This is a genomic window from Bacillus cereus group sp. BfR-BA-01349 (assembly GCF_022663795.1).
Classification (GTDB): domain Bacteria; phylum Bacillota; class Bacilli; order Bacillales; family Bacillaceae_G; genus Bacillus_A; species Bacillus_A cereus.
Genome location: NZ_JAKUGE010000089.1, coordinates 1 through 10,421 on the forward strand (window position 1 = coordinate 1; position 10,421 = coordinate 10,421).

Sequence of the window (10,421 nt, forward strand, 5' to 3'; positions counted from 1 at the left end):
TTCTTCTAATTTTCCCCATAAAAAATCCCCTCCATAATAAACAGTAAAGTAACTTTCTTTCAACTGTCTACTATAAGGGGATCATATCAATCCAGACTCAGGAAAAAATAAGAAAAGACTAGAAGATAACTTTGATGCCGAACTAATAGCAGAGGATGATCAACATCCTCAGACTGGTTTTGGGGCATACGCTCTAAAAGACAACCATACAGGTGAAATTTTTATAGTTTACGTTGGAACGCAACCGAGTCAAATAGGCGATTTAGCAACCGATGGAGCAATTGGACTGCATAATTTAACTAATTCACCTATATTTGGGTCATTAGCGGAGTTTCAGTATAGTCAAGCGGAAAGATTTTATGAAAAAGTCAAAGCGGATAATAAAGGAAAGAAGATAACTTTACTAGGGCACTCTTTAGGTGGCGGAGCAGCGAATACAGTTGCATTAAGACATCAAGAAGATAATATAAACGTATTAGCTTTAAATCCTGCGCCTGTTTTAAATAAAGATGTGGTTAAGTACGGATACGGGACCAATATGAAAAATTGCCGCAGTCTTATAAATGAATATGATCCTTTGTATGGCGCCATTAAAGCCGCAGATTTTGTAATACCTGGACAGGTTTATAAAATGGAAAATGGGGAAGGGCATTCTTTTTTATATGATCCAAAATTTTATTCTGGGAATGGGAATGTAGCAATAGATAAATTGAAAAAGGTTAGCGAAACAGGATTTGATTGGAAATTTGGTTTTTTAGAAATATCAGAATCTGCTGGGGACCTATATAAAGGAATCACTGGAAAAAAAACATTAAGTACAACAGAAGAAGTTGTAGTGGATTTAGTGGTAAATGGAACCCCAGTCAGTGCAATTCTAGTTGCAATAACAGTAGTGGGAGATACTAGTGCTCTAGCAACAAAAATAGCAAGTATAGGTGTAGAAACAGGAAAAAAAGCTTTGAAATTTAGTAAGGAAGTTATACAAGAAGTTAGAAATCAGGTGAACGCGGCTGTGGATTGGATAGAGAATAAATTAGCAAAATGTAAGGAAAAGGTACTTGAAGTGTTAGAATCAGTATTTAACGCAGCTGTAGATTTTTTAGTAGGATGCATCATTCTTTATTTATCCCGTGACGAAATTATAGCAATTGCAAAAGAAGTAGCATCTTCTCTTGTTCAAGATATTTTAGATGTATTTAAAGGTGACTTTGAAATTGATACAAATATTGCTTCAATTGCTGGAGATTATGTTAGAAGCCATCGCCAATCATTATTAAACTATTTTATGAATGATGGTAGTAGAGGGTTAAATCGTTCATTATTAGTAGAGATTTCTAGAGATGTGAACGAACTTTCAAATGATTTAAAAGAGTTAAGTCAAGATGTAACAGATGCGGTAATTTCTATGATAGCAAAAGATGAAGAGTTAGCTTCAGTTTCTTATTATTGATAAATGTTAAGGAAGGGGGTATGAGGATGGATTTACATATGATAATGTCGAGGGTTCATAGTACATTTCCGGACAGTGGTGGGCGAGATCAAATTATTAATGTTGTTATGCAACTTGAAAAAGCAGCTGTATCTTTGACCGGAGATATTAGAAGATTAGAAAATAGTATTGATAATAGTTTGCAAGGTAAAACACGTGATGCTTTTATTGATCGTATCCGCCAATTAGAAAAAAGGCGACAAAAAATAGAAGAGAAAATTATCGTGTTAAAAGGATCGGTGAATTAATATGAAAGATTATATGGAGAAAGTTTTGCCTTTAGGAAGTGTAGTGAGGTTGAGTACTGAGGAAGAAAAAGATGTAGAGTATGTAATTACTACAAGAGGAATACTTCTCGATGAAGACACTTTCTATGACTATGGTGGGGTATTACACCCAGTAGGTTTGACGGGAGAGACATATAAATTATTCAATGACTTTGATATATCAGAAGTGAAATTTGAAGGGTATAAAAATTCTATTGAAGGAAATTTTGCTCATAATTTTAAAATATGGCGAAATGAATTTGTAAAAACGATAAAGAACAAGGCTGAAAATAATAAGTAACAATTATTAATAAAACAAAGGCTATAATATATTTGGAAATAAATAGACTTTCCTCTTCCAAAATGGAAAGAGGAAAGTCTATTTTTGATTGAATAAGAATCTAAATATCTAATATTACGTGGGAACAATATGAAAAAGAGCGCCAAGAATTTATAGCGAATAGAAAAAGAATAAGAGAAAAAGAGCAAAAGCTGAAATAATATTTGTAAATAATAGTCATAGACTGTTTTTTATGGTGAAAATCTATCTGTGAAGAAATAAATCATTTTATACTGTACGATGAAAATGGGGATATTTCGGTATTTTTATAGTTAGGAAAAAGTTATTCTAAAAGGAGTAAGTTGGGTGAATCATAGACGTAAGAAAAAGAAACCGAAACAAATAAGAAAAGAAGCTGTTCAGATAAAACCGATAGTAGAAGAAAAACCGCTAAAGAAGAGTAGCAAAAAGTTGGTCGATATTCTCCTAGGTATTCTTCTTTTTCCAATTCTTATATGGGCTGTCTTGGAAGGTTGTACAACACAAGTAAGCAAAGGGAAGACTTTCCTTATTATCGTTTTCTTTCTCTTAATTGCAATAGGGTTATCTATGATAGGAAACAAATAAGGGGGAGTTCAGATGTTTAAGAAGAAGGAGAAAAAAACATTTACGTTAGATTGGTAAACACACAAGGGGAAATCATTCGAGAGTTTAATTGTACAGAAAAAGACTTGCGAAAAGTAAAAGAAAATGGTACTGAAATTCGTTTGGTTGGAGATAACTCATATGAGATGGTAGCAACCGATGAACAACTAGAAAAACTAGCAAGAGCTGAAGCAGAAATCGAAGCGGAAATTAAGGCATGGGAAGATGCTTTAAATGAGAGTTTGGATGAACGCGAAGAAAGAGAAGCGAGACAGAAGGAATTGAAAGAAAAGAATAAATGGAGTACAAAGAAGAAAGTAATCGTATTTGGACTGATATTCTTTGTATTTATTGGATTACCTATTATCGAAGGGTATCAAAATAGTAAACTAGTTGAAGAAGGTACATCATTACATGCAGAAATTGTAGGTAGGCATGTAGAGAAGGAATTCATGTTTACACACCCCACATTAGTAGTTGAGATAGACGGTAAAAAGCATAATGTATGGGTAAGTGAAGAGACATATAACGGAGCAGAGTGGTTAGGTAGACTAAAAGTCATCAAAACAAAAGATGGTAAAGTTGAGAAAGACCCTAGATATGAGGGGGAAGACTTAATTACGAGTTATTAAGCAGTATGTTTTTAATATTCGCTTCTCTCAAATTAAATAACATTATTATTTGCAAAAATCGAATCCATTAAACTAAAAAACAAATTTTAAATAACTGTAATAACCTCTTAGCATATTGTCGATGGGAGGTTATCAACTTTCTGAAGATACAATTGTGATAACAGTAACGTTTTTTACTAAGTGAGTGCAATTTCAGAGAAACAAAAATAGAGTATGAGGGATATGCTTAAGTGAAAGAGAGAAGAATATTTAGAGCTTTTGAGGAGAAAGAAGGCTATTTGAACTATCAAAAGCATTCTGATTATGTACGGTAATTAATGTAGAGGTAATATTATCTGAATATAGTTACGCAAAGATGAATGTACTTAAAAAGTTAGGAATGTAATGGGATTTTAGTGCCTGGAAATTATTTAAACTGTATAGAAGGTGAAAAACTGAATGTGGAATATAAAAGAAGAAGATTTAGATAAGTTTAGGATGACATGTAATGATCGTTTAAGTCCTGAGGGTGCTACAGGATTTATGTTTGGAGGAATACTTTATAGTTCAATAGCCGTCTTTTCTATTATTGTATCAGGTGATTGGGATTACTGTATGGTTCTCCTTAATATAGGAATTGTTAAGCTGGAAGTGTTGTTATATGCTCTGCAAGTAATTTTTTTCATTTTATATTTATTTCCAAAAGCTCAATTTAAATTTCAAAAGCTACAAACACTTGTCGTATTATTATACGCACTTCAAATGGCTACTATATTACTTACAGTTTTAGTTGTTTCTGAAATAGCTAATAATTCAATGGATCGTATTACGTTGAATTATGTATGTTTGCTATATTTAGGAGCAGTAATTTTTCATATTGTAACAACAATAGATACATTTAAATTGGCAAGTGAAGGTGCGTTTAGTATGGATGAAAGATCCGTATCCTTTTTTAGTAAAACAAAAGGAACTATGATGAAAGTTGCTTCAATCTACCCATTAATCATTCTTATTTTGATTTATTTTCATAATGATTATGCGTTTGATACTTTTATTGGATATGTAATAGGAACTGTTTTAATGTATACGATAGCCATAGGAGCAGCTGAATTTCAGCTATTAGCATATTGCAGATTTAAATTCCCATCATTTAATAAAACGTGGGAGCAACATAAAAGAGAGACTCCAAGATATCGAAAGAAAAATAAAAAAGGTAAATCGAAACGTAAGGCATAAAGAAAGTGCGTATGGTACGTTTTGATGATAGAAAAGTAATTATTTACAAGAGAGTATTTTAACTTCTAAAAGAAAATTTAATTATGTAAGGTGATTAAAGTGATTAGAAGGTTATCTGATCGAAAATGTAGAGTGGGTAGTGTGATGATGAAATGAACATAAAAAAGGTTTCTAAAATGATTACTATCATAATAACAATCAGCCTACTACAAGCATGCAGTTTTTTTGAAGAAAAGGTAGAGTATGAGCCATTTATTAAGGCATTGGATGAAGGTGACATGAAAAAGGTTATGTCTGCAAGTGATGATGGGTATGCTTTTGTGGAACAAAGAGGTATTTATAGTACGTTTGAGCAAAAAGAAGATGGAGAGCATAGTAAGACAATTCGTCAAACTACGGAAGGTGTATATAATACAAAAGATAAAAGTTTATATGGAGAGGCGATACAAACAGTTATGACTGATATAGAAAAAGACAAGGGAAAAAGGACAAATGAGAATTATAAAAAAGAAACTATTTATAGTACTCATGTTAAGTATGAAAATGGACAGGTGAAAAGTTCGGATTCAAATCTAGATGTTTCATACGTAAACTTAATTGTAGATCGTTTAAATGGGATAGGGAAACTAAAGATGAAGCCCGAAGGTGATATAAAAAAGTTTGATCAGCCTAATTCAGTGGGATATCGACTAACTGAATCTGAATTTAAAGATATTATTAATAATAAATTAAAGATACAATACGATGAATTTGATGGAGCAACAATCGTATTGCACCTGGATGCCTCAAAAAATCCAAAACAAATTTTGCAAATGAGGATAGATATAGATTTTAAAGAAAAGAATGAGGATGGAAAATTAGTAGAAAATATGTTCCAAATAATAACGTATTTTAATAGAAAACAGGATAATAACCAAGATGCGAGACAGGAATATTTAAAATACAAGGCGCAGTACAACAAAAGAGATAGTTAAGAGTGGCGATGAACATAAAAAGGTATAAAATCAGTGACTAAGAAAATTGAATCTTTATTTTGGTAATATACTATAGTTCGGGGAAAGGTGGAGCTAACAAATGTGGAACATAAAAGAAGAAGATTTAGATGAATTTAGAATTACATGTAGAAATCGTTTAAGCCCAGAACGCTCCATGGTGTTTATACTTGGCGCAACTGTTTATAGTTCATTATTCATGCTTTTTATTTTTGGAGCATTAGTTAAATTTGGCTGGGGTTACTATCCAGATCTCTTTGACAAAATAATTGTTTGTATTGAATTAGTTTCATATACCTTGCAAGTAATCTTTTTAATTCTATATCTATTTCCAAAAGTTCGTTTTAAATGTCAAAGGTTGCAAGCGCTTGTGATATTATTATGTACATTTCAGCTGGGAACTATAGGATTCACATTGTTTATACTTCCAGCAATTTCAAATTATTCGATTGATCAAATTACATTATTGTATGTGGGTTTATTGTTTCTAGGAGCAGTTTTTGTTCATCTGGTGACAACAATTGATACCTTTAAACAAGCAGAGAGTGGAGCATTTAGTATGGATGAAAGGGCAGCTTCATTTTTTAGTAAAACAAAAAACAACGTAATGATTGGTGTTACGGTATATGCACTAATCCTTCTTATTTTAATTTATTTTCATAATGATTATGAAATAGAGATATTAGCAGGGTATATAGCAGGAACTCTTGTAATGTACGCGGTAGCCATAGGTGCAGCTGAATTCCAATTATTAGCCTATTGTAGATTTAAGTTTCCGTCATTTTATATTTCGTGGGAAGAGCACGAAAAGGAACGTCAGAAAAGACTAAAGCTTTATGAAGAAAAGGAAAAAAAGCAAGCCAAAGAAATAAAATAAGTTTTGATTTCTGAAAATTCGAACGGAATATATAAACAATTAAGGATTGTATAAAAATCGATGCTATTAAAAATTAAAGTATCTTCAATATAATCTGTATGAGTTAATAAATACCGGTAAGTAAAGGTGAACTATATTACTATCAAAATGGGAATGTAATGAACCTAAAAATGCCTAGAGAAATCAAGGGGGTGTCAGTATGAAGTTAAAGAAGAAAGCTAGGATGATGATAGTTCTGTTAATAGTATCAAGTTTATTAAGTGGATGTAGTTTTGGGGAGACGAAGATAGATTATAAGCCATTTGTCAAAGCTTTGGATGAAGGTGATATGAAAAAGGTTATGTCCGCTAGTGATGATGGATATGCCTATGTGAAACAAAGAGGTATATATAGTACATATGAGCAAAAGGAAGATGGAGAGCACAGTAAAACAATCTATCAAACTTCGAAAGGCATATATAATACGAAAGATAAAAGTTTATATGGAAATACAACACAAGAAATTACCTCGGAAGTAGATAATAAAAATTATAAAGAAGAAGTTAATTATAGTACAAATATTAGTTATGAGAATGGACAGGTACAAAGTACGGATTCAAGTCTGGATGTTTCATACGTGAACTTAATTGTAGATCGTTTAAAAGGGATAGGGAAACTAAAGATGAAGCCAGGAGGTGATATAAAAAAGTTTGGTCAGCCTAGTACTGTTGGATATACATTAACTGAATCAGAGTTTCAAAATATTATTAATGATAAGTTGAAAATACAATATGATGAATATGGTGGTGGATCGATCGCACTGCATATTGAGTTTACAAAGGGCTCAGAGCAGATATTGGAAGTGAGTATTGTAGTGAATTATAAAAAGAGAAATGAAGAAGGAAAGTCAGTAGAACACATATCACAAATACACACATACTTTGATAGTCAACAAGGTAATAATCAGGACGCGAGACAGGAATATATTGATTTTAAAGCACAGTATAATAAGAAGCAGTAATATTAAAAAGAGCATTTGCACGTAATGATAATAGCGACATAAGTGGAATAAATGTTTCATAAATATAGTGGAAAGAATTTGAGGGTAAACGCCCCAATTGCTGGAGTAGATGCAACTGGGGCATTTATCTGTCTAAATTTAGCTTGAATACATGACATGTTTTAGTTAGGGGCACGGCTTTACAAGTAGTTTCTCCATCTTCATAATAACGGTGTGAGTTATTTTGTAATTTGCTTGTATTACTAAGTTACGATTATTTCCTCTTATAGAGTACTTCTTATTATCGATACATCGTCCACATCCCGATGTCTTTAAACCCTAGACGTTTATAAATTCGTCCAGCAGCTGGATTGTTATAAAATAAACAAAGTGTTCGGCCTTCTTTCGTAAAGTCTTGGATCATTTTTTGTAATATGAGTGAAGCGTAGCCATTTCCACGATAATTCGGGTGTGTACATACACCAACTACCATAGCGGATAATGAATTTTCAGCGGAAGTAGAGGTGGATGCGATGATCACGCCGTCTTTTTCAATATAGTATGTGCGTCCGGTATTCGTTTCGATAGCCTGCCTTAATATTTTCTCTGATTCATTGGTAGTCGGAAATTCAGCAATGTCACTTCGTAATTTCATAATTCGTTCTATATCATCGAGTGACGCAAGTTTAATCGTTTCATGAATAGGCGTGTCAGGTAAGTTGTTGTCATTTAGACATTCACAAAAATACATTTCATTTTTGATGCCTAATTGTAGACTTGGAGCAGTTTCAAACTTTTCTACAATAGTTGACTTACCAGAGAGTTTAAGTGGCTTATATGCGGAAAGAAGTGCCTCATAATCAGTGGTAACAAAGTCTTCTTTACTATATGGTATAAATGAATCGTGGAATCGGAGTAAAATTGATTTTAATGTTCCATTCTCTTTAAATACTCCCCATAGTTCTTGAAAATCTGTGTCATAACCGAAAGCTTCAATATCTCCAATAATAAACAAGTTAAGGGCTGCTTCTTCTTTTAGGTAAGCGAATACTTGTTCATGATCTTTCTTTGTTAATTTTCGCATCATAACGAATCGACCTCTTTTTTTATTTTTCTAAATATTACAACTTAAGTTTTTTGAAATCAATATTAAATTTTATGTTTAGTTCACAAACTTTCGGAAAAACTAGGAAAGATATGACAAAGGAGGTTATGAACGGTGGATCATCCAATTCAAGGGTTAATGAAAGCAGCAATGGAAAATTTAAAAGAAATGGTTGATGTAAATACGATTGTTGGAGAGCCTGTTCAAACGGCTGACGGTGGTGTGGTGTTAACGGTTTCTAAAGTAGCGTTCGGTTTTGGAGCAGGAGGTTCTGATTTCCAAACGAATGATGGACAAAGAGCGAACGGTAACGCTGCATTTGGTGGCGGTAGCGCGGGTGGTGTTTCGATTACACCAGTAGCATTTCTTGTGGTGAATAAAGATGGAGTAAATATTCTTCATCTACAAAATGCGACACATTTAGCAGAAAAAATGATTGAATTAGCTCCACAAACAATTGATAAAATTCAATCGATGTTCCAAAAAGAAGAAAAGAAAGAGGGAAATCATCATCCTCAAAACCCAGATGAAATCCTTTAAAAACGCCTGCTTATGAGCAGGCGTTTTTTCTTGTAATCACTATGTAATAAAACACATGAAATTGTAAATAGTTTTTGAAGTTTTTTCTATGTTTCTAAAATTTTTCATGTTAAAATATGCTATAGAATTGAAACATATAAAACGAAGGTGGCTAGGTGCTTTGTCTGGAGGATCTGACCAAGTAAAGAATATGATATATATTAATGGTAATCGTCGAGGTCATTGTTTTATTACATCAGGAATTACGTTTAAAGAGTTTGCGAGTAACATCCCTTCACCGCTTCATCAAGTGTTGCTTTTGAAGCACAACTTTGAATGGACGGATTTTCATTATCATACTTTATTTGAATATGTTGAGGAAGAAAATATACATAAGTTAATTCAAGCAGAGATTGATGAATTTGATGAATTTTGTTGGGTAGATTTTGATGATGCAAGCGATTTAGATGAATTAGAGCCGAAAGAAATTGCAGAATTATTATATTTGGCTCACAAAAAAGAACCACTTGCAAGAACATTCTTTCCGCTGTTGAAAAATCGATTTGTTTATTTTTCACATGATGACGGATGGTACAACAAAGTGTATTATCGTAGAATTGCTGATTTTGTAGGAATGTTAAGTAAAGTCATTCCGTATAAACTCGGTGCTTTCGGTAAGAAACGTTTTTCTTTCTTCCAAAAATCAAAAATTTTCCCAGCAATTTCAAAAGAATTGATCATGGGACTGATTCCACTAATGGAAGATGGTCTTTACATAGATCTAGCAGGGAAGATTGAGTCAAGAAGAGGTCTTGAAATTCCGGTATATGTAGTTGGTTCGTATGAAAGTACGGATGAGGTGTTAGATAATATCGATGAATTGAAAGAGGAAGCAACAGAAACAGGTTGGCTCATTTTTGATAAGAAAGAACAAGAGTGGCAATGGGTTGTTGACTAAGAAAACTTGGCGTATGAAGTCAAGTTTTCTTGTCATTTGAAAGGAGTACAAATGAAGAAATATTATACAATTGTGGGTATTATAAGTATTATTCTCGTGGCAATATTACTTATAACTTGTCCGAAAGAATCAGATTTTAAAGTGTATGTAGAGGATAAGTATGCGTTGAATTGTAATGAGAGTAGTTTTGAATGCACGCAAAATGTAGATGGTAAAAAAGAAAAACTACAATTTGAAAGTACAGATGCACGAAATGGTGTATTCTTTATGACTGTAAAGCAAACATTTAAAACAGAAGCTGGTGTTTCAAAAGAATATAGCGGAGTAGGAATGTTTGGTACATTTCTTTTTGTTTCAGAGAAGACTTTCTAGTAATTGAAGTGCACCCCAATTGTTAGACACATAACTAACAATTGGAGGTGCATTTTTTATGGCTAAATTTTCTTCAAAAGATAAAATAAAAG

12 protein-coding genes and 1 pseudogene are annotated in these 10,421 nt (G+C 32.7%); 12 read left to right on the forward strand and 1 reads right to left on the reverse strand.

What is annotated here, in order from left to right; translation table 11 throughout:
* Nucleotides 1–106: 106 nt before the first annotated feature.
* The 9 genes and pseudogenes from MR169_RS27335 to MR169_RS27375 form a co-directional block, all read left to right on the forward strand.
* Nucleotides 107–1,450: pseudogene (locus tag MR169_RS27335) on the forward strand (alpha/beta hydrolase family protein); the annotation flags it as partial.
* 26 nt (nt 1,451–1,476) lie between these two features.
* Complete coding sequence (locus tag MR169_RS27340) at nt 1,477–1,737, forward strand: hypothetical protein (RefSeq protein ID WP_000363090.1); 261 nt, start codon at nt 1,477–1,479, stop codon at nt 1,735–1,737.
* A 1-nt stretch (nt 1,738) separates the two neighbouring features.
* Nucleotides 1,739–2,056, forward strand: a complete 318-nt coding sequence (locus tag MR169_RS27345) for a DUF4176 domain-containing protein (protein ID WP_000656388.1) — start codon at nt 1,739–1,741, stop codon at nt 2,054–2,056.
* A 345-nt stretch (nt 2,057–2,401) separates the two neighbouring features.
* Nucleotides 2,402–2,662 (forward strand): hypothetical protein, encoded by a 261-nt coding sequence (locus MR169_RS27350; protein WP_098048518.1) that lies wholly within the window; start codon nt 2,402–2,404, stop codon nt 2,660–2,662.
* A gap of 104 nt (nt 2,663–2,766) precedes the next feature.
* On the forward strand, nt 2,767–3,312 hold the full coding sequence (locus MR169_RS27355; protein ID WP_088346045.1) for a hypothetical protein: 546 nt from the start codon (nt 2,767–2,769) through the stop codon (nt 3,310–3,312).
* 438 nt (nt 3,313–3,750) lie between these two features.
* Nucleotides 3,751–4,527 carry a hypothetical protein gene (locus tag MR169_RS27360; protein WP_242320364.1) on the forward strand — a complete coding sequence of 259 codons (777 nt, stop codon included), beginning with the start codon at nt 3,751–3,753 and terminating at the stop codon, nt 4,525–4,527.
* Between the two features lie 176 nt (nt 4,528–4,703).
* On the forward strand, nt 4,704–5,501 hold the full coding sequence (locus MR169_RS27365) for a DUF3952 domain-containing protein (protein ID WP_423220433.1): 798 nt from the start codon (nt 4,704–4,706) through the stop codon (nt 5,499–5,501).
* Nucleotides 5,502–5,601: 100 nt separating this feature from the next.
* Nucleotides 5,602–6,396, forward strand: coding sequence for a hypothetical protein (locus tag MR169_RS27370; protein ID WP_242320365.1), 795 nt, complete (start codon nt 5,602–5,604; stop codon nt 6,394–6,396).
* Between the two features lie 199 nt (nt 6,397–6,595).
* Nucleotides 6,596–7,396: a DUF3952 domain-containing protein gene (locus MR169_RS27375; RefSeq protein WP_000768487.1), complete on the forward strand. Its 801-nt coding sequence runs from the start codon at nt 6,596–6,598 to the stop codon at nt 7,394–7,396.
* A 280-nt stretch (nt 7,397–7,676) separates the two neighbouring features.
* Here MR169_RS27375 and MR169_RS27380 read toward each other — a convergent pair whose 3' ends face one another.
* Nucleotides 7,677–8,462, reverse strand: coding sequence for a GNAT family N-acetyltransferase (locus MR169_RS27380; protein ID WP_201145254.1), 786 nt, complete (start codon nt 8,460–8,462; stop codon nt 7,677–7,679).
* Between the two features lie 132 nt (nt 8,463–8,594).
* Here MR169_RS27380 and ytfJ point away from each other — a divergent pair, with 132 nt between their 5' ends.
* The 3 genes from ytfJ (at nt 8,595) to MR169_RS27395 (ending at nt 10,329) form a co-directional block, all read left to right on the forward strand.
* Complete coding sequence (ytfJ, locus tag MR169_RS27385; RefSeq protein ID WP_000349986.1) at nt 8,595–9,020, forward strand: GerW family sporulation protein; 426 nt, start codon at nt 8,595–8,597, stop codon at nt 9,018–9,020.
* A gap of 160 nt (nt 9,021–9,180) precedes the next feature.
* Nucleotides 9,181–9,957, forward strand: a complete 777-nt coding sequence (locus tag MR169_RS27390; RefSeq protein ID WP_000014087.1) for an oxalate:formate antiporter — start codon at nt 9,181–9,183, stop codon at nt 9,955–9,957.
* 51 nt (nt 9,958–10,008) lie between these two features.
* Nucleotides 10,009–10,329: a hypothetical protein gene (locus tag MR169_RS27395; RefSeq protein ID WP_000761171.1), complete on the forward strand. Its 321-nt coding sequence runs from the start codon at nt 10,009–10,011 to the stop codon at nt 10,327–10,329.
* Nucleotides 10,330–10,421: the final 92 nt, after the last annotated feature.